The sequence below is a fragment of the Sphingobacterium sp. UBA6317 genome, assembly GCF_002440385.1.
Lineage (GTDB): Bacteria > Bacteroidota > Bacteroidia > Sphingobacteriales > Sphingobacteriaceae > Sphingobacterium > Sphingobacterium multivorum.
In genome coordinates this window covers 201,515-220,521 of the sequence record NZ_DJTD01000067.1, presented here as the reverse complement: position 1 = coordinate 220,521, position 19,007 = coordinate 201,515, and the positions used below count along the sequence as shown (strand labels likewise).

Annotated in this window: 16 protein-coding genes; 11 read left to right on the top strand and 5 right to left on the bottom strand. The window is 39.1% G+C overall.

Going from position 1 to position 19,007, the window contains the following annotated elements:
- Positions 1 to 40 precede the first annotated feature (40 nt).
- Positions 41 to 1,738, top strand: coding sequence for a cell division protein FtsZ (ftsZ, locus tag B3E92_RS22530; RefSeq protein ID WP_070564962.1), 1,698 nt, complete (start codon positions 41 to 43; stop codon positions 1,736 to 1,738).
- An 88-nt stretch (positions 1,739 to 1,826) separates the two neighbouring features.
- On the top strand, positions 1,827 to 2,969 hold the full coding sequence (locus tag B3E92_RS22525; protein ID WP_070564965.1) for a sugar phosphate isomerase/epimerase family protein: 1,143 nt from the start codon (positions 1,827 to 1,829) through the stop codon (positions 2,967 to 2,969).
- Between the two features lie 29 nt (positions 2,970 to 2,998).
- Here B3E92_RS22525 and B3E92_RS22520 read toward each other — a convergent pair whose 3' ends face one another.
- Positions 2,999 to 3,640 carry a response regulator transcription factor gene (locus B3E92_RS22520; protein ID WP_070564968.1) on the bottom strand — a complete coding sequence of 214 codons (642 nt, stop codon included), beginning with the start codon at positions 3,638 to 3,640 and terminating at the stop codon, positions 2,999 to 3,001.
- A gap of 278 nt (positions 3,641 to 3,918) precedes the next feature.
- Between B3E92_RS22520 and mscL the strand changes: the two genes are divergently transcribed.
- The 5 genes from mscL (at position 3,919) to tsaB (ending at position 6,140) form a co-directional block, all read left to right on the top strand.
- Entirely contained in the window at positions 3,919 to 4,326 is a 408-nt protein-coding gene (mscL, locus tag B3E92_RS22515; RefSeq protein ID WP_046673978.1) for a large-conductance mechanosensitive channel protein MscL, read from the top strand.
- A 239-nt stretch (positions 4,327 to 4,565) separates the two neighbouring features.
- A complete protein-coding gene (gene rpmH / locus B3E92_RS22510) occupies positions 4,566 to 4,724 on the top strand; it encodes a 50S ribosomal protein L34 (protein ID WP_075991291.1) in 159 nt (52 codons plus the stop codon).
- A 60-nt stretch (positions 4,725 to 4,784) separates the two neighbouring features.
- Positions 4,785 to 5,201 (top strand): ribonuclease P protein component, encoded by a 417-nt coding sequence (locus B3E92_RS22505; protein WP_070564971.1) that lies wholly within the window; start codon positions 4,785 to 4,787, stop codon positions 5,199 to 5,201.
- Entirely contained in the window at positions 5,164 to 5,418 is a 255-nt protein-coding gene (yidD, locus tag B3E92_RS22500; protein ID WP_083295891.1) for a membrane protein insertion efficiency factor YidD, read from the top strand. Before B3E92_RS22505 ends, yidD begins: the two co-directional genes overlap by 38 nt.
- Positions 5,419 to 5,432: 14 nt before the next feature.
- Entirely contained in the window at positions 5,433 to 6,140 is a 708-nt protein-coding gene (gene tsaB, locus B3E92_RS22495) for a tRNA (adenosine(37)-N6)-threonylcarbamoyltransferase complex dimerization subunit type 1 TsaB (protein ID WP_070565305.1), read from the top strand.
- On the opposite strand, the gene B3E92_RS22490 is transcribed toward tsaB, so the two are convergent.
- Together B3E92_RS22490 and B3E92_RS22485 are read right to left on the bottom strand one after the other, a co-directional pair.
- On the bottom strand, positions 6,135 to 7,040 hold the full coding sequence (locus B3E92_RS22490; protein ID WP_070564974.1) for a CorA family divalent cation transporter: 906 nt from the start codon (positions 7,038 to 7,040) through the stop codon (positions 6,135 to 6,137). The two genes, tsaB and B3E92_RS22490, sit on opposite strands and share 6 nt — an antisense overlap.
- Positions 7,041 to 7,128: 88 nt before the next feature.
- Positions 7,129 to 7,746: an OmpH family outer membrane protein gene (locus B3E92_RS22485; protein ID WP_070564977.1), complete on the bottom strand. Its 618-nt coding sequence runs from the start codon at positions 7,744 to 7,746 to the stop codon at positions 7,129 to 7,131.
- A 191-nt stretch (positions 7,747 to 7,937) separates the two neighbouring features.
- Between B3E92_RS22485 and gyrB the strand changes: the two genes are divergently transcribed.
- The 4 genes from gyrB to B3E92_RS22465 all read left to right on the top strand — a co-directional run bounded on the left by gyrB (position 7,938) and on the right by B3E92_RS22465 (position 16,071).
- Complete coding sequence (gyrB, locus tag B3E92_RS22480; protein WP_070564980.1) at positions 7,938 to 9,896, top strand: DNA topoisomerase (ATP-hydrolyzing) subunit B; 1,959 nt, start codon at positions 7,938 to 7,940, stop codon at positions 9,894 to 9,896.
- Positions 9,897 to 10,055: 159 nt separating this feature from the next.
- On the top strand, positions 10,056 to 12,092 hold the full coding sequence (locus B3E92_RS22475) for a helix-hairpin-helix domain-containing protein (RefSeq protein ID WP_286898425.1): 2,037 nt from the start codon (positions 10,056 to 10,058) through the stop codon (positions 12,090 to 12,092).
- A gap of 95 nt (positions 12,093 to 12,187) precedes the next feature.
- The gene (locus B3E92_RS22470) at positions 12,188 to 14,173 is read left to right on the top strand and encodes a ComEC/Rec2 family competence protein (RefSeq protein ID WP_248933077.1); all 1,986 of its coding nucleotides are present in this window, start codon (positions 12,188 to 12,190) and stop codon (positions 14,171 to 14,173) included.
- Positions 14,170 to 16,071 (top strand): RecQ family ATP-dependent DNA helicase, encoded by a 1,902-nt coding sequence (locus tag B3E92_RS22465; protein ID WP_286898423.1) that lies wholly within the window; start codon positions 14,170 to 14,172, stop codon positions 16,069 to 16,071. Before B3E92_RS22470 ends, B3E92_RS22465 begins: the two co-directional genes overlap by 4 nt.
- A 1-nt stretch (position 16,072) precedes the next feature.
- Here B3E92_RS22465 and B3E92_RS22460 read toward each other — a convergent pair whose 3' ends face one another.
- Both B3E92_RS22460 and rpsA read right to left on the bottom strand, forming a co-directional pair.
- The gene (locus B3E92_RS22460) at positions 16,073 to 16,912 is read right to left on the bottom strand and encodes a sulfurtransferase (RefSeq protein ID WP_286898421.1); all 840 of its coding nucleotides are present in this window, start codon (positions 16,910 to 16,912) and stop codon (positions 16,073 to 16,075) included.
- 100 nt (positions 16,913 to 17,012) lie between these two features.
- Positions 17,013 to 18,944, bottom strand: a complete 1,932-nt coding sequence (rpsA, locus tag B3E92_RS22455) for a 30S ribosomal protein S1 (protein WP_075991301.1) — start codon at positions 18,942 to 18,944, stop codon at positions 17,013 to 17,015.
- Positions 18,945 to 19,007 lie beyond the last annotated feature (63 nt).

Below are 19,007 nucleotides of genomic sequence, written 5' to 3'. Positions count from 1 at the left end.
TTTGATATCATCTTCATTGTAAGTTAAATAGGGATAAGTTATGTCAATACAGTTTGAAATGTTAAAAGAACAATCTTCAATAATCAAGGTTATTGGGGTTGGTGGTGGTGGCGGCAATGCCGTAAACCACATGTATAAACAAGGAATTAGTGGGGTAGATTTTATCGTGTGTAATACTGATGCGCAAGCATTGGAATTGAGCCCGATCCCAAATAAAGTTCAATTGGGGATAAGTCTGACCGAAGGAATGGGAGCAGGAGCAGATCCTGATGTAGGTGAAAATTCAGCGATCGAAAGTATTGAAGATATCAAACGTATGTTGGGTACCAATACCAAGATGTTGTTTATTACAGCTGGTATGGGCGGTGGTACTGGTACCGGTGCTAGTCCTGTATTAGCGAAAGCTGCCAAAGAATTGGGTATTTTAACTGTTGCGATTGTAACTACGCCCTTTACGTTTGAAGGTAAACGCCGTCGTTCACAAGCGGAGGAAGGACTTTCGGAATTACGTAAATATGTAGACTCTTATCTTGTGATCTCAAATGACCGCCTTCGTGAGATCTTTGGTAATTTGACCATGACTGCGGCTTTTGCAAAAGCAGATGATATATTGACTACCGCGGCAAAAGGTATCGCCGAAATAATAACTATCCCTGGTTATGTAAACGTCGATTTTAAAGATGTTCGCACTGTTATGAACGATAGTGGTGTTGCCATAATGGGAAATGCTGTTGCCGAAGGTGAAGATCGTGCATTACGTGCAGTGGAAGGTGCCTTAGCTTCTCCATTGTTGAAAGACAATGAGATTGAAGGTGCTCGCTATATTTTATTGAATATTACTTCTGGAACGAAAGAAGTAACTATGGATGAAGTTGCGATCATTACGGATTACATTCAGGAAAAAGCTGGTTTGTCAGCAGATTTGATCTGGGGTAACTGTATTGATGAGAATTTTGAAGACGAATTGTCAGTAACAATTATTGCCACTGGTTTTCAAACATCTGAAGAACGTGATAAAGAACGTGAAAATACAAAGGTGTCTATGCCCTTAACTGCTGAACCGGCTAATTCTTTTATCAAACCTGTTTCTCAGGTAGCACCAAGAGAAGTTCCAGCTACGAATAGTTTCGTAACTCCGGTTCAACGTGTGGATACACCAGCACCTTCTACAAATACTTCTACTCCAAATAATTTGCAATCTGACTTGTTCACTTCTCCCAGAAATGCGGTACAACAACAGGTAGCTGTTGAGGAACCACAGGTAATACGTCATGATTTGGGTTTTGATGGTGGTTATGAAGAGGAAACTACATTTGGAGATAGTGATTTTCAGTTGAAAACCTCACCGTCAGTGTTTCAATTCCAGATGCCAACAGTGTTTGATTCTTACACAGCTCCTTCTGCGTCAGGATATGAGGAAAAACCTACATTTTCATCAAGTACAACAAATGAGCAAGTAGAAGTCCCTCAGGTAGAAGAAGAGCAAGTTTCGTTTGAAGATCAGCTGGTTCGTACAAAAGAACGCATCTTGCGTCTTAAAGAATTGAGCATGAAACTAAAATCTTCTAATGGTCTACATGAGTTGGAAAACGAGCCTGCTTATAAGCGGAAACAAATGTCATTGCAAGATACACCGCATTCTTCACAATCTCAGGTGTCTCGTTTTACACTTTCCTTTGAAGACGGAAATACTGAAATTAGACCGAACAATTCTTTCCTACATGATAATGTAGACTAATTGATTCACCATAAAATAACAAAAAGCCATCCAATCGGATGGCTTTTTTAGTATCTTTAAATACCGAAATAAGACAATTATACAAGCTATGACGACAAAATTAAATAACCCTGTATGGGTAATGAGTTCTGCATTTGATAAATTATCCTTACCAGAGTTGATTCAGACGACCAAAAGAATCGGAGCAGGGGGGATAGACCTTTGTGTGTTTAGAAAAGATGGTACCCGTGAAGATCATACCGCAACGCATTTGGATTATGATGATTTTACTCCTGCAAAAGCGAGGGAAATCATTGAGCTGTTCAATCAGGCTGATTTAAAACTTTCGCTTGGTGCTTTTGAAAATATGATTGGCGGAGATCCTGAGCAACGCGTGAAGAATCAAAATCATTTATTGAAATTGATCCGTATTGCACATTTGCTGGGAGGTGATGCAAATAACGTTAAGGTAGGGACATTTGTGGGCTACAATCATGAATTGGGCAATCAAATTGATGGATTTCAGAAAAATCTTGAAGAATACAAGCGTGTATTTGCGCCCATTGTTAATTATGCAGAGAGTTTAGGTGTAACGATCCTTTATGAGAACTGCCCAATGGAAGGATGGCGCTCATCACGTTATAGCTCTACCTATAACAATCTTCCAGCAGTGCTTGCTGCTCGTAAATTAATGTATGCGATGATACCAAGTAAGGCTCATGGTGAGATCTATGATCCTTCACATGATGTCTGGCAAAATACAAACCCAATAGACGTTATTCGTAATACGGACATCACGCGCTTACAACGTATACATGTGAAGACTACGCGTAATCTACAGACTGCTGCACGTATTGATTGGGGCGGGATGTATCCCATGCAGCATGTTGACGCCGAATTGGCTAAAAAAGCGAATGTAAGTATACCGGGCCACGACTGGGATAGACATCATTACGAAGCTATGTTGCCAGGCTTTGGCGGATCTGACAGTATGGATTGGCGCGGGTTTGTTGACTTATTGCAAGAGCGTGGTTTCAGTGGTCCCTTTGAGATCGAAAATGAAGCTAAAAACTCGAAAGACACGGGTGATTTTTCTGCAACGGTTCAAGGTTTTACAACCTGTCTTAACTTTTTGGCACCGATGCTATGGGATTTAGAAGCAGAGGTGGGGTATTCTTATAAGAAATCTCAACCTTTAAAAGATCTGAACGTAAAAGATGTTCCTGTTGTCACGATGGATGAGTTAATTTAGTATGATAAAAATACACTCCAACAAAATGACTAGTTGTTGGAGTGTATTCTGAACAGTTCGATAAGTTCAGGAATATTAGAAACATTGAGTTTTTCAAAGATTCTGCTTTTATACGTGCTCACTGTTGAAGGGCTTAAGTCCAACAAGCTAGATACTTCAATAATCCCCAGTCCCTTTATCAATTGTTTAGCAACGTCCACCTCTCTATTTGACAAACGTGCCAACGGATTTAGTTTTGTCAGCTCAGACTTACTCTGCGTCAATTTCTGAATGTATAGGTCCTGTACGTTGCTCGACATATACTTTCCTCTATCCTGAATAGCCAAAATAGCATTGGAAAGTTCAGCCATAGCTGTTGTTTTGTTTAGGTAGCCTACTGCTCCGGCTTCGATATAACGTAAAGCATAAAGTGATTCGTCATAAGATGAGAAAATCAAAATTTTAATGCTTGGCCGAATTTGAAGGATTTCCTCAACGACACGTATATTATTTCCTCCCGGCATATTAATGTCCAATAATAATAGGTCGAAATCCTCTACCTTTATTTTTTCAAGAACCTCGTCAAAGGTTTCAGCTTGGAATATTTCTGCTTTTTGAAGAGTTTCTTTAATAATAACGGAGGCTCCTAATCGTACAATGCCGTGGTCGTCTGCTATAAGAATCTTTTTCATAGATATGCTATCTGATGCTGGGCTTTAATTACTGTATGAAATAAAGTACTAACAATATACAATATATCTTGATATTTTACTAGTTAACGGGCAAATATAAGAAATTAAAGTTAATAAAAATTAGTGGGGTGCGGGGTACATGTCTTTTTTATAAAGTAGGACATGGGTTAGAAAATATAGCACAATATGAGTTTAACGATAAAAAATTAGCATATTTTAATTAGATTTATGTGACAATTATTAGTTTTGTCATAATTCATGGACTAAAAAATTTAAATATGGGATTTTTAAAAGAGTTTAAAGAGTTTGCAATGCGTGGCAGCGTAGTAGATCTAGCTGTCGGTGTTGTCATTGGTGGAGCTTTTGGTAAAATTGTTACCTCATTGGTTGATGATATTATCATGCCACCCATTGGTTATTTAACTGGGGGTGTTGATTTTTCATCCAAAAAATTGATTTTGAAAGCTGCTGATGAAGCGACTAAACAAGCTGAAGTATCTATTAATTATGGAAACTTTATTAATGTGGTTATTCAATTTTTAATTGTAGCATTCTGTATTTTTTGTGTTATTAAGGCTTTAAATTCGTTGAAACGTAAAGAGGAAGCAGCTCCGGCGGCCCCTGCAGCACCGACAAAAGAAGAAACGCTTTTGACTGAGATCAGAGATATTCTGAAAAATAAATAGGGCAGGGTTTATACTTCATTTATAAAAATCAGCACAGTCAAACTGTGCTGATTTTTATTTTACGGTAGTTGAAAAATTGTTTTTTGAAGCTGTAGCTGAATAAATTAGCTTATCCGTTTTACATTAACTTTAAATGTTCGTAATATTGTTTGTTTTTGTCTAAAATAAACTTTACTTTTGCATTCCTCTTGGGGAGTTTTGTATTAATTGAAGTAAGAACAAATTAGCATAATAGCGTCATGAAAAGAACATTTCAGCCATCGCAAAGAAAAAGAAGAAACAAACACGGTTTTAGAGAGCGCATGAGCTCTGCAAACGGTAGAAGAGTATTAGCTTCACGTAGAGCTAAAGGTAGAAAACGTCTTACAGTGTCTGACGAATACCGTCACAAAGGTTAATCTTTGACAAGGATCGGTGGCCGCTTATAAGAGCTTTTTCTAATAAGATTAAGTCATCGTATGAAAAATACATTTACAAAAGAAGAACGGTTATGTGCGAAAAGGCGTATTGATACGCTTTTTAAAAGCGGTTCTTCTTTTGTCTTGTATCCATTTAGAATTGTTTTTATCTTCGAGAAAAACAATGAGGCTGACGATATTCCCTCCAGTCAGTCTATTATTTCCGTATCCAAACGTAGGTTCAAAAGAGCAGTTGATCGCAATTCGATTAAACGAATGATGCGTGAGAGTTACCGTTTACAAAAATCGAATGATTTGATTCCGTTTTTGTTGAAACATAATGTAACTTTGTATCTAGCTATTCAATATGTAGGCAAGCAGATCTTAGCGTATGATGTGTTTAGCACCGCAATGAATAAAATGCTGAAAAAATTGCAGGATGAATGTGCTGAAGTTTATTTGGAAAAAGGGGATTAGACCCTTGTTTAGTTTTATTTTCTTGGCTATTATTCGTTTCTACCAAGTTTTTATCTCACCGTTTTTAGGCGCTAATTGTAGATATACACCTACCTGTTCTCAGTACGGTAAGGAAGCGATTCTGAAATATGGTCCCTTCAAAGGTGGGTGGATGGCTTTGAAACGAATTGCACGTTGCAATCCCTGGGGCGGCCACGGGCATGATCCTGTACCTTGATTTCTATAATGACGATGAATAATTTAATTTTACAAATTGATACTTCAACCACGATTTGCTCGGTTGCTTTGAGTGAAAATGGTCAAACGTTACAGGTTCTCGATCTCGATGAACCTAATGCTCATGCGGCTAAATTGACTATTTTGATCGCCGAAGTCCTTAAACAGACTAACCGAACGATGCAGGATTTAAGTGCTGTGGCGGTGAGCATGGGACCTGGCTCTTATACAGGTTTACGTATAGGGGTATCTACGGCCAAAGGTCTCTGTTATGCGTTAGATATACCTTTAATCGCTATTAATACGTTAGAAGCTTTGTTTCTAGGGTATAAGGAGCAATTTGGTTTAACAGCAGGTGATGCTTATCTTCCCATGATCGATGCCCGTCGTATGGAAGTGTATACGGCTGTTTATGACCATAATGCTGCATTGGTGAAAGCAACATCAGCAGAAATTATCGATTTCGATTATTTCAATGAATTATTGCTGAACTACAATCGTGTCCATTTATTTGGTTCGGGTGCCGATAAATTTGAAGATTTGTTCAACGCAACGGATCGAGTGAATGTATTGAGCGGATTTGATGATTCCGCGGCTTTTCTGTCGACGTTGGCCTTTGATAAATTTCAGCGGAAAGAGTTTGAGGATGTTGCTTATTTCGAGCCATTCTATCTTAAAGATTTTTTGGTTACTACGGCAAAGAAAAAGGTTGGCTTATCATAGCCAACCTTTTCTTTTGAACCACAGATAAATGGCAAGGGATATGGCCACCATGATCCCCATGGCTACTGGATATCCATAGTACCATTCAAGTTCGGGCATATTTTTGAAATTCATTCCATAAATTCCTGCCACAAAAGTGATGGGCATAAAAAATACGGAGAAAATTGTCAGGATACGCATAATCTCATTCGTGTGATTAGATGAGATGTTGAAATACACATTAAGCAGTTGAGCTACATTTTCCGATAAGTTTTCGTACAAGGTTGATGTCCGGACCTGCAGATCTTTTAAATCCCGGGTATAGACATCTTTTTTTGACGAAGAATGAAAATGCTCGACGACCTCCCTGTAGAGAAAGATGACCTTTCGCGCAACATCAATCTGCCTTTTGATAAAATAAAGATTTTTCAGTATCGGCTGTTGTTTCATGCGTTTGAGGAATATCAATTCTTCGTAAGCATCGATTCGTGTGGAAAGTTGCTCTAACGTTTGGCTAAAGGTAAATACAGCTGCAGTCGTGATAAATACAGCCAGTTTACGGCTATTTCTTGTCTTGATGGAAGTGAATTCAATATTTTTAAGTTTTTCTAAAAACTCGATGCGACGTTTGTGTACCGTAATCACAAAATCACTTCCATAGAAGATGGTCAGGCGATCGGTGATTTCTCCGATACTGTCTGAATTTTCTTTGAAATTGTCCGACATGACACGAAGAATCACAAAGGTATAATTCTCAAATTCTTCAATTTTAGGTAGATGTTCTGGTTCTTTGGAATCCTTGATCGAAGCTTCATTCAAATTGAAGCGCTCTTTGATGAAGGCGAAGTCTTCTGAAGTTGGCTCAGCTATATCTATCCATTCGTAGTTTGCGATTTCTTTTTCAACAATCGTTCTGACCATAAATCTAATTTTAGTAAGGACAAGATAAGAAAGAAAATAAAAAAAGCCATCAACTTAGTCGATGGCTTTCCTTAATTGTGATGATCTTCTATTTGTTTGAAGATTTATATTCTTCGTTCAACTGTTTGATTACCTCATTCGTGATTTCCAAAGATGGGTCGGCATACAATACAGTTGGGTTGGTCTTCGAATAAGTCAGCACCAACTTGTAGCCATTTTCTGCAGCATGCTTTTTCAGGAATTCAGTAATTTTATTATAGACATTGTTGAATTCTTCAGACTCGTCTTTTGCAATGGAAGAAGAAGCTGTTTGGTCTAAACGTGCAAGCTCATCTTGTTTACGTGCCAGTTTTTGTTCCGTAGCTTGTCTATCAGGAGCAGACATTGTAGCGGCATTTTTTTGATATTCGGCAACTTCCCGTTGGAACGCAGTACTTTTGGATTGCAGATCTGTTTGTGCTTTCTTTACTTTGTTTTCAAGCTTTGATTTAATGTCTTTAAAATATTGATATTTTTCAGAAAGTGAATCCGAATTTAAATAGACGATTTTATCTTTGTTACTTTCCTGGCTCTCCTTGCTTACCGTATTGGAATCATTTTTTGCAGGTTCGTTTGCTGTTTTTGCACCTTGGTTACATGATGCAATAGTTCCAACCAATAAAAGGCCAAAGGAAACTTTCGATACAATTGAAAATATAGTGTTCATTTTTTTGTTATTTGCAAATTATTACTGAAAACAAACCTAACATAAAAAAATCGAAATTCTAGTTTTTAGTAATAAAAAAGTAAAATTATCCCTGGTATTATAATTCGGAATATAGGCTCAATACTTCCTTATGGACTTGATAAATCGGCCAAAATTTCGTATTTTTGAATATTACATTTAAGAGGTTTTCAATGAGCGAAGAAAATAAAAATGCATCCACCTATTCGGCCGATAATATTCAGGTATTAGAGGGTTTAGAGGCGGTTCGTAAGCGTCCATCCATGTATATTGGTGACACCGGTGTAAAAGGATTGCACCATTTGGTATACGAGGTAGTTGACAATTCAATCGATGAAGCTGTAGCGGGATATTGTACAGATATCTTCGTTACTATCCATAAAGATAATTCGATTTCTGTCCGGGATAACGGTCGTGGTATTCCTACAGGGATCAACAAAAAAGAGAATAAATCAGCTCTAGAGCTTGTAATGACTGTATTGCACGCCGGAGGTAAATTTGATAAAGATACATACAAGGTTTCTGGTGGTCTGCACGGTGTCGGTGTTTCCTGTGTGAATGCGCTGTCTACTCTTTTGAAGGCCGAGGTTCATCGCGATGGAAAGATTTTCCAGCAAGAATACCAAATAGGTAAACCCTTATATGATGTGAAGGAAGTTGGTGTTTCGGATAAGACGGGTACTATTGTAACATTCCATCCAGATGCGACGATTTTCACGCAGACAACGGTTTATAATTACGATACATTGGCCAATCGTCTTCGTGAACTTGCCTTTTTAAATAAAGGTGTGAGTTTGACGTTGAATGATGAGCGTGAAGCAAATGAAGACGGTTCTGAAAAGAAAGAGACATTCTATTCAGAGGGCGGTCTGAAAGAGTTTGTGAAGTTTTTGGATGGTAACCGTCAGTCGTTGATTCCAGAACCAATTTATGTTGAAGGCGTAAAACAAGGTATCCCTGTTGAACTGGCTTTACAGTATAACGATACCTATTCTGAAAATGTCCATTCTTATGTGAATAACATCAATACGATTGAAGGTGGCTCACATGTTGCAGGTTTCCGTCGTGGTTTGACTCGTACCTTGAAAGCGTATGCGGACAAGTCAGGTTTGCTTAAGAACTTAAAAGTAGAAATTACAGGTGATGACTTCCGTGAGGGATTGACAGCAGTAATTTCAGTGAAGGTTGCAGAACCTCAATTCGAAGGGCAAACCAAAACGAAATTAGGTAACTCTGAAGTCATGGGGGCTGTAGATGTTGCCGTAGGTGAGATCTTAGGCGTTTATCTGGAAGAAAATCCACGTGAGGCAAAATCTATCGTTCAAAAGGTTGTCATTGCGGCTCAAGCACGTGCTGCTGCACGTAAAGCCCGTGATTTGGTACAACGTAAAACCGTTATGGGAGGCTCCGGACTTCCTGGTAAATTGGCCGATTGCCAAGACAATGATCCTACAAAATGTGAGATCTATTTTGTCGAGGGGGATTCTGCGGGTGGTACTGCCAAGTCTGGTCGTGATAGAAAACATCAGGCGATCATGCCTTTACGTGGTAAGATCCTGAACGTCGAAAAAGCAATGGAACATAAGATCTACGAAAATGAGGAGATCAAAAACATGTTTACAGCTTTAGGCGTCAGTGTGGGTACAGCCGAAGATGCTAAGGCGCTGAATCTTGAAAAGTTACGTTATCACCGCATCATCATCATGACCGATGCCGATGTGGATGGGTCCCACATTACAACTTTGATCCTGACATTCTATTTCAGATACATGAAGGAATTGATCGAAAGAGGATATGTATATATCGCTACACCGCCGCTATACTTGGTGAAAAAAGGGAAAGAGCATGAGTACGCTTGGAATGAAGACCAACGTATCAATGCGATTCAACGTTTGAAAGGATCAGGTAAAGAAGATAGTGTACACGTACAACGTTATAAAGGTCTTGGAGAGATGAATGCTGAGCAGTTATGGGATACAACCATGAATCCTGAAACGCGTACCTTAAGACAGGTGACAATTGAAAATGCAGCTGAATGTGACCGTATCTTCTCGATGTTGATGGGTGACGAAGTTGCCCCGCGTCGTGAATTTATCGAGAAAAATGCACGTTATGCGAAAATTGATATTTAATTGATCTGATCATAAAAGAATAGAAAAAGCCTGATGAAATTTTTTCATCAGGCTTTTTTTATTCTTTTATATTTCCTAATTTCATACCAGTGAACCGTTTTTCTGCCGGGATAAAAGGTTCATCGCCTAGCATTTAGCCAATATTAATTAAAACCTATTATGAAATATTGTAGCAAAATTTTGCTCTTTATAGGTTGTTTTATTGGACTAACCTGTACGGCGCAAACGAATGAAAAAATCGATCTCCAAGATTTATTTGAAAGCTTATCGGAAGAGCTTCCTGAGGATGCTGATTTGAGTGAATTCACTGAAAAGTGGTCTCATTATCTCAAACACCCGATCGATCTCAACAAAACTGATGGTAGAGAACTCACTGAATTACAATTTTTGAACCCTTTATTAATCGAGCACCTATTGGCCCATAGGACCATTTCAGGGAATTTTATCAACGTACTCGAACTACAGTCCATTGAAGGATTTAATGAGCGGATAGTCAGTTTGTTGTTACCCTTCGTAAGGGTAGGTCCGGGATCTCCCCTTGAAACCCTGAAATCGAGAAATTTTAAACAGGAATTTATAATACGGTACGCCCGGATACTCGAAAAAGCAAAGGGATACCGTATAGTCGATACGACGAAATCCCATTATCTTGGCGATGCCAATCGCTATGCTGTTAGGTATAGAGCCCAGTTAAACGATGGGTTTCATCTCGCAGTTAATATGGAGAAAGATGCGGGGGAACCATTTTTTAGAGACAGGCAAAAAATGGGATTTGATTTCTATAGCTTAAGTATATCAATAAAGTCTTTAGGCCGTTTCAAAAATATCGTGATCGGCGATTACGCGTTGCAATTTGGCCAGGGACTCAGTATGTGGAATGGTCTGAATTTTGGAAAAGGGGGATTGGTACAGCATACTGCAAGACAAGGGATCGGTGTAAAGTCATATACGTCATTAAATGAGGCTAATTTTATGCGTGGCATTGCAGGAACATTACAGATTAGGCACATTGAAATTACACCTTATTTCTCCTACCAATCCATAGATGGAAAAGTTAACCGTACAACTTCTCCGCCTACGATTTCAACGATCGCAAGCTCAGGCTTGCATCGGACTGCAACCGAACAGCAATACCGTCATGCCGCATCTCAACTGGCCTATGGATTGAATCTGTTGTGGCGCTATAAGCGGTTCAAAATGGGTGTTCATTTCAATCAGACACAATTAAATGTCTTTAAAACAAAAGGCAATGGTATACGGCAAAAGGCGGACTTTGAAGGTGATTTTTTGCGAAATATAAGTCTATATGGAAACTATACGATTCGGAATGCTTATTTATTTGGTGAGTATGCAAGCAGCATGGATGGCGGTTCAGCACTGTTAGCAGGATCTATGATAAGTTTGCATCCACGTTTATCATCGGTTGTATTGCTGCGGGACTATAAAAAGAATTTTCATACTTTTTATGGACAGGGATTTGGTGAATCGGATAACACCTCCAACGAGCAGGGGGCTTATTTGGGACTAACGTATCAATTGGGTAGAAAATTGCTCTGGTCCAATTATGCGGATATATTTCGTTTCCCGGGAGCAAAGTATCAGGCTGATACGCTATCTACAGGCGCTGATTTTTTTAGCCAGCTGAGTTACATGTGGTACAAAAAAGGCCAACTTTCATTGCGCTATCGTAACCGATTGAAACAAGTTAATTATCAGGGAGAGGGACAAACCGAGCACGGGCTTGTAAATACCAGCAAACAGCAGTTCAGGGTAGAATTTCATTACCGCCTAAGTTCAATATGGACGATTCGCTCCCGTGTAGAAGCTAATTTATTCCAAAAAGAGTATCAGGAAAATAGTTTCGGTTATATGCTTTATCAAGATTTGCTCTGGAAGTCTAGCGCGGGAAAATTTCAGTCGAATATACGCGTTGCGTATTTCGATGCGGCAAGTTATGATAATCGGATCTATGCTTATGAGCAGGATGTATTATATGCATCTGGTTTTGGAATGTACAATACAAGGGGATGGAGAATGTATTTCAATCTGCAGTATCGGTTAAGCCGCCATCTTCAGGTATGGACCAAATATGCGGTCTATTATTATCCGGGGCGAGAGAGTATTGGGACTGGACTGGACCAAATTGAGGGTAATAGAAAGTCAGAGGTTAAGATACAGTTGCGGTGGCAGTTATGAAAGAGCTTAGTTTTATACAAAGATTAGAGCGGCTGCCTATTCTTAAGATAGCGATCCTATATATTGTGACGCTTCTTTTCGCCCCTAAATTACCTATGTCGTTCCACATTTTCCAATGCGTTCAGCAGCTATTGGTTGTGCTGGTTTTGATAACGTTTTGTTGTTATTTATTAAAGGGAAGAATCCGCCAATATGGCTATAGCTACGGGTATTATGTGTCTGTTGTATTATTTGGGATTTTCCAATTTTGGCGCGAAGCCCCTTTGGTTACAATCAGTCATTTCTCCCATATAGTGACCGATAGTTATGTAGTCAAAATTATTGAAGAGCCCAAGGTGAAGCGGGATATCATTCGTTTTTCGGCGGAAGTAGTAGGGGCTTACCAAAAAGGTGAATTTGTTGAAACTACAGGTCGACTGATGTTATCTTTAAAATCCAGCCAGAAGAACCCACTGCAGTTTGGTGATCTATTGTGGTTAAAAGGTCAAGTAAAGGAAATAGCTCCGCCATTCAATCCAATGGAATTTGACTATAGACAGTATTTGAAAAGACAGCATATCTATCATGAAATTTTCGCAGTCTTTGGTCGGTATAAGCTGATCAGTAGGAAAGAAACAACGGCTTTTTCATTAACTGGGCTCGCTTTACAAACGAGGAGATATTTTTTGGTTAAGCTTCGTCCCCATATCAAAAAGGATGAGCACTTTGCTATTGCTTCAGCTTTATTATATGGTTCCCGGAGCGATATCAGTGCCGAAAGCATCCAGGCCTTCACCAATACGGGAACGATACACGTATTAAGTGTTTCGGGAATGCATGTTGCTGTTTTATTCAGTTTTCTATCCCTTATTTTCAAGCGAATTGCCTGGCCTTTCTATCTCAGATGGCTGCCACTAATTTTGTTATGGAGTATGATCTGGATATATGCTTTTATTGCAGGGCTTGATCCGCCGATTACGCGGGCAGCTATTATGATTAGTTTTGTGCTGTGTGCACAGCATTTTAAACGAAGCTTTTCAACACTGAATTCGCTTATTATTGCCGCATTATTGATTTTACTGGCCGTTCCCCGAGCTGTTGTTGATGTGGGTTTTCAGCTGTCTTTTTTAGCCGTTTTGGGTATGACGATATGTTCTCCGCTTGTCGAAGGATTCCTTCCGGTTAAAAGACCGATATTACGGCTCTTGAGAGATGCATTGGCTGTTTCTATTGCTGCGCAGCTATTGACAACGCCACTGAGCCTTTATTATTTTGGACAATTTCCAACTTATTTTCTGGTAGCCAATGTATTAGTCGATTTCCCTTCAACATTAGCGATGTATCTCGGTTTTATTATGACAATCAATCCAATGCAGGGGCTCAACGATTTATTGGGCTTTCTTTTGGAGCATCTCATCGCTTTCATCTTATACTGCTTGAAATTTATTGACCATTTGGCTTTTTCAACAATAAAAGTTGAACCTATGGGGCTGGAGCTTCTATTTTTGACCTATTTTGCACTATTTTCTTTTTTATATGCTTTTCAATGGAAAGATAAAAAATACGTTTGGCTAGGGGGATGCTGTGCAATTGGAATACTATTGATCACTGCGCAAAAATACCTGGAAAATAAAGATGTAGAACGGTTTCGGGTCTATAATACGAAACATGAGCTGACGATCGGCTATTTCAAAGGTGGGCGCAGTATCGTTTACAGCACATTTGATTCTTTGCAATCCCGAGGCTTGCAATATGCATGTGGAAGAGAAATCCAATTACTGACGAGGGAAAAAGTTCAGTTTGTAGCTTTGAATGGTCGGGAGCGGAAAAACTATCTTGTTACGCTCCCTTTAGGTAGAATTGCTATTTTATCGCATGCAGGGGGAACAATGACACCTGCCGACCTTGTCATTGTCAGAAAAAATTTACTAAATGGTTTACCTCGTTTATTGAAGCAAATTAGACCAAAACTTGTTATACTGGATGGATCCAATTCAATGGAGAAATCCAAGCATACAAAACGTATGTTGGATAGTTTGGGAATACAGAATTATCTCATGAAAGATAATTTTGCGTATGTTTGGGATAAGGAGAACTTATGACGCAAGATAGTATATCAATCTTAAGGCAATACTGGGGTTTCGATTCATTTAGACCCCTGCAGGAAGAAATTATTCAATCGGTCATTTCAGGTAAAGATACACTGGCTTTATTGCCGACTGGCGGCGGAAAGTCGATTTGTTTTCAGGTACCTGCCTTGATGCGAGAAGGGATTTGTATTGTCGTTACACCGCTTATAGCATTGATGAAAGATCAGGTTGAGCATTTGAAAAAAAATGGAATTCAAGCGGTCGCGATTTATGCTGGAATGCGGAAGAGGGAGGTGGATATTACGTTGGACAATTGCGTCTATGGGCAAATAAAATTTCTCTATCTTTCTCCTGAAAGATTATACAATGATATCGTAAGGGAGCGCATACGATTTATGAATGTAAATCTTTTTGCGATAGACGAAGCACATTGTATTTCTCAATGGGGGTATGATTTCAGACCTCCCTATTTAGAACTCGCTAAGTTACGGGAACTGCATCCCAAGGTTCCTTTTCTGGCCCTTACAGCGACAGCAACTGAGCGTGTCATTAGCGATATACAGCAGAAGCTGAATTTTCCAAAAGAAAATGTATTTGTCAAAAGCTTTCTCCGCGACAATTTGGCTTATATGGCCATTGAGGAAGAGGATAAGATGGGACGTATGGTCCGCATCATACACAAGTTGGGTGGATCCGGTATTGTTTATGTCAGAAACCGGCGGGAAACACAGGAGATAGCCCGTATTTTAGTCAATAATGGCATTTCGGCAGATTATTACCATGCCGGGCTCACGGGGCAGGAACGGGATCAGAAACAGCAAGGGTGGATGACAAATGTTGTTCGCGTTATTGTAGCTACAAATGCGTTTGGGATGGGAATTGATAAACCCGATGTACGGTTTGTCATTCATCTCGATTTGCCCGATTCGCTGGAGGCCTATTATCAAGAAGCCGGTAGGGCAGGAAGAGATGGCAAGAAGGCCTATCCCGTTATTCTTTATCAAAAGGCAGATGAGCGGAAACTTGTCGATAATTTGCAAGCTAGCTTTCCTGATATTCTATTTATTCAACAGACCTATCATTACCTTTGTAATCATTTTCAGATTCCCTATGGTTCTGGAGAAGGAGTGACTGTAGATTTTGATGTTGTTGCATTTGCAAAAAAATATCAGCTACCGTTGGTTCCTGTTATGAATGCGCTGAAGTTTCTGGAGCGGGACACTTGGTTGGTTTTGTCAGAAGCTGTTACAATACCTTCACGCTTTAAGTTTGAAATTGATAGCGCCGAATTGTATAAAGTTCAGGTGCAGTATGTCAAATATGATAAGCTTATTAAGGCTATTTTGCGCAGCTATGGTGGTGTATTTGAAAACTATATCCTCATCAATGAATATGAATTTGCACGTAAGTTAGGTCTGCCTTATGATCGTGTTGTCGAGCTGTTGAAGTCGTTGGAGACACTGGAAATAGCGAGCTATCTGCCTTCTACAGATGCGCCACAATTGACCTTTTTGCAGAACCGAGTCGATTACAAACACCTGCATATCGATCATATTTTTATTCGCGATCGCCATCAGGTGAAGGAAGAGGAAGTCAATGGCATGATCGGTTATATTGAACAGAGCAATTGCCGCAGTCAATCGCTGTTGTTATATTTTGGAGAGAAAAATGCGGGATTCTGTGAAGTATGCGATTTATGTCTGATCCGCAATCATCAGGAAAAGCAGCGGGCAAATATAAAAGCAGAAATCAAAAGCAGTTTACTTGCTGAAGCCAAAAACATTCATGATTTGGTGGCGAGTTTGACGATAGGCACAGAAAAGAAAAGAATAGAGATCATCCGTAATCTCCTAGATGCCGAAAAAATCCGCTTGGAGGATAATCTCTATTCTTGGAATACCTTGTTTTAAACTATTTCTCGATGGGTAGATTGAGCTCTTCACGGCCCCACTCTGACCAAGAACCATCGTATACACGGGTTTGCTCATGACCAGCGAGATGACAAGCAAATGCTAAGACTGAGGCCGTGATACCCGATCCACAGGAGAATACATATTCATTTCCGGTCGCATTAAAATGATCAAATTGCTGTTTCAATTCATCAACGGGTTTATAAACGATTCCGTCAAATAATTCTTCGAAAGGGAGATTTTTGGAATGGGGGATATGCCCACCATGAAGGCCTTTCCGGGGTTCAGCTACTAAACCACTAAATCGACCTTTACTTCTGGCGTCAAAAATATTCACTTGATTATCCCGATAATGTGTTAAGATATACTCTTTATCGGCATAAAGGTTTGCTTGAAATTGGGCTTTAAAATTACCGGGACTTGCAGCGGTTGTATACTGGTCTACGACGGGCAGTTTGTTATTTTTCCAAGCAGGAACACCGCCATTTAAAATAAAGACCTGTTCAAATCCCATGACCTTAAACATCCACCAGGCCCTTGGGCTTGAATAAACGCCCCATCTGTCATATAATACGACCGTACTATCCTGATTTATTCCCAGGCTTTGCATTTCCCTTTCGAATACCTCTGCAGAAACGAGGGTATGCGGTAATTTGGAAGTAGCATCCGAAAGTTTCCCTTCGATGTCAAAAAATTGAGAATGGGGAAGAACTTCGAACTTGGTATCCTTGATGGATTGACCAACTTTGTCGATGGTGCAATCGAGGAGGACAATGTCTGTATGCTGTCCCAGTGATTCCTGAAGTTCGGTGGGGTTAATTAAGGCTGATTTGAATGACATAACAATAACGTTTATTGATACAAAATTACAAAAGCATCCCTATAAAAACAAAGCGGCTGTCCTTTTGGAACAGCCGCTTTTTATGGATTGAAATTGCTAATTACTTAGCGTTTTTATCATTTTCCATTTGCTCTTTCAATTGAGCTAATACGTCTAAGTCGCCTAAAGTAGATTTTTCAACAGAATCTTTTACTTTTTTCACAGCTGAAGACTCAGCTTTAGCGTCTTTTTTACGGTTGTTAGACTCTTCTTTGCGAGCTTCTTCTTTCTCTTCTTCCCAGATACGAGAGTGAGAAATTACCAAACGTTTGTTCTCTTTGTTGAACTCGATGATTTTGAATGAAGTAACTTCATCAACTTTCAATGAAGAACCGTCTTCTTTAACAGAGTGTTTAGAAGGACAGAAACCTTCAACACCGTATTGTAAAGCTACGATATCACCTTTGTCACCAACTTTGATCACAGTACCTTCGTGGATAGAACCTTCAGTAAAGATCGTTTCGAAAGTATCCCAAGGGTTTTCTTCCAATTGTTTGTGACCTAAAGATAATTTGCGGTTTTCTTCATCTAATTCTAAAACAACTACGTCTAATGTTTCACCAACTTTAGTGAATTCGTTAGGGTGGTTGATTTTTTTAGACCAAGATAAATCAGAGATGTGGATCAAACCGTCGATACCTTCTTCTAACTCAACAAATACACCGAAGTTAGTCATGTTTTTAACAACAGCTGTTTGTTTAGAACCTACAGGGTAACGCTCAGTGATGTTTTTCCAAGGATCTGGAGTCAATTGTTTGATACCTAAGCTCATTTTACGCTCATCGCGATCTAATGTTAAGATTTGCGCTTCGATCTCATCACCAACTTTCAAGAACTCTTGTGGAGAACGTAAGTTTTGTGACCAAGACATTTCAGAAACGTGGATCAAACCTTCAACACCAGGGATGATTTCTAAGAAAGCACCGTAATCAGCAACTGTTACGATTTTACCTTTAACTTTAGAACCAACTTCTAATGCAGTATCTAAAGATTCCCAAGGATGCTCAGATAATTGTTTCAAGCCTAAAGCGATACGTTTTTTCTCATCATCAAAGTCTAATACAACAACGTTGATTGTTTGATCTAGCGATAAAACTTCTTTTGGATGCTCGATACGACCCCAAGAGATATCTGTGATATGCAATAAACCGTCAACACCACCTAAGTCGATGAACACACCGAAGTCAGTGATATTTTTAACTGTTCCTTCTAATACTTGACCTTTTTCTAATTTAGCAACGATTTCAGATTTTTGGTTCTCTAAGTCGTTTTCAATTAATACTTTGTGTGATACGACAACGTTTTTGAATTCGTGGTTGATTTTCACAACTTTGAATTCCATTGTTTTACCTACGTATACATCGTAGTCACGGATAGGTTTGATATCGATTTGAGATCCAGGTAAGAATGCTTCAACACCTTTGATATCAACGATAAGACCACCTTTAGTACGGCTCTTAACGAAACCAGTAATGATTGCATCATTTTCCAATGCCTCATTGATAGCTTCCCAAGATTTTTGAGTTTTAGCACGTTTGCGAGAAAGTACTAATTGACCGTTAGCATCTTCTTGAGATTCAACGAATACGTCAACTTTGTCACCAACTTTTAATTCTGGTAAGTCACGGAATTCTGATAAAGAAACTAAACCGTCAGATTTGAAACCAACATTTAAGACTACGTCTTTGTTGTTGATAGAAACTACAGTACCTTCAATAATTTCACCTTGGTTAACTTGGTTGAAAGTATCTGCGTATTGTGCTTCAAGTTTAGCGCGTTCAGCATCGCTATAATTTCCGAAACCTTTATCATTTGCATCCCAGTCAAATTCACCTTCTGGTGTGATCCAAGTGTTTGATTTGATTTCGTCGATTAAGTTTGAATCAGCTTCTGATTCAATTTTTTCAGTGTCTTTCACTACTTTAGTGTCAGCACCTTGTAGCTCTGCGTTTTTCGCTGCTAATTCTTTTTCTGCTTCTTGTTTTTTTGCCATTAATTAATTTTCTCCTTTTTCCTACTTTGTAGGAGTTGCAAAGGTACAAAAAAACTTTAAATG